The sequence below is a fragment of the Nodularia chucula CCY0103 genome (assembly GCF_963923915.1).
In the GTDB taxonomy this organism is placed as follows: domain Bacteria; phylum Cyanobacteriota; class Cyanobacteriia; order Cyanobacteriales; family Nostocaceae; genus Nodularia; species Nodularia chucula.
Genome location: NZ_CAWUOL010000192.1, coordinates 1 through 1,248, shown reverse-complemented (window position 1 = coordinate 1,248; position 1,248 = coordinate 1). Strand labels below are relative to the sequence as shown.

Genomic DNA, 1,248 nt, shown 5'->3' with positions numbered 1-1,248 from the left:
GCCAAGCATGACCTGAACCCGTATGACAACCGCAAGCCAGGGAAGAAATTAACTGAGGTAATTGATTTACCTGTGTTGGTTCCCAGTGGGGAAGATGTGGAATAAACCCTCTGATTAGTCCCACAGTCCCCCCATTCCCAACCCTGACCACACCCAAAGTAACGTTTTTCATAATTCGAGATTCCCGAACAAAGCGACTTGTCCAAAAAAGTGTTAAGGAATGTAAAACACTATATCAGTACAGTGCTAAAGGTTTTGAGTATTGTTTTTTACGTCCACCGGATTTTTGAATTTTTAGAATGGCAAGAAAGTTTGTAATATATACTATTAGGTTTTGGTGGACGTAAAAAAGTATACGAAAGATTAGCTAAGTATTAAACCGCGTCAGGCGACTAAATCCAGTGTTAGAGCGGTAACAGGCGAGAAGGTCACGAGCGGCGTTCTAAGGCATCTTCACAGCGTCTTAAACGTCTTACGCTTATCTATCGTTTAAAGTATTTAAATCCAGCTACGAACGACTTAGGGTGTGCTAATGCGACGTTAAACGGTTTGTTAGGCGAGAAGATTTTTTAAAGTTGTGTAGGACGGCGTTAGGCGACTAAGACCGGGTAATCTTTGGGGAAGTGTGGCGACGGTTGCGATCGCTCTCAAAGCGAAAATCAAAAACATTACTTTGTCGATGGCATGGCGAAAAATTAAAAACGCGTTGTTGGCGATCGCCTACGGCGGGGCTTTGCCCATCGCACTCAAGAAAAGTTGATATAAAAGTTTTACTTTTTAGCTACGGTCTAAAAGTGCCATGCCTATACAAGCCGATGAGAGTTGTGCAGGGATGCGGGAAAACTAGGAACGGGTACTAGGTGAAAAGTTTATATAAAAGTTTACTTTTAGCTACGAGCTAAAACTTTGTTGGCGCTATGTCTGTACAAGGTATTTAGGGTATCACGGCACAAAGTGTTTAGATAATTACTGTACAAGGTGTTTAGTGTATGCAGACATAATTAGGAAGATGCGGGTATGACTGTACAAGATGGTTAAGCTACGCAGACATAATGCTGAAGATGCCAATCATGCCTATACAAGATGGTTAAACAATGCAGACATAATACTGAGGATGCGGTCATGACTGTACAAGACGACTATTATATGCAGACATAACCAACAGCATCGGCATCTATGCACAAGAGGGTTGTAACAGTCCTTGCTAACATTCCTTGTTCTCTAGAGAACAAGGAATGTAAGCAAGGA

The 1,248-nt window shown here is 41.9% G+C and carries 1 protein-coding gene; it reads left to right on the top strand.

Features of this window, described 5'->3' with window-relative positions; translation table 11 throughout:
- Nucleotides 1–625: 625 nt before the first annotated feature.
- On the top strand, nucleotides 626–760 hold the full coding sequence (locus ACM0OP_RS24135) for a hypothetical protein (protein ID WP_414530939.1): 135 nt from the start codon (nucleotides 626–628) through the stop codon (nucleotides 758–760).
- Nucleotides 761–1,248 lie beyond the last annotated feature (488 nt).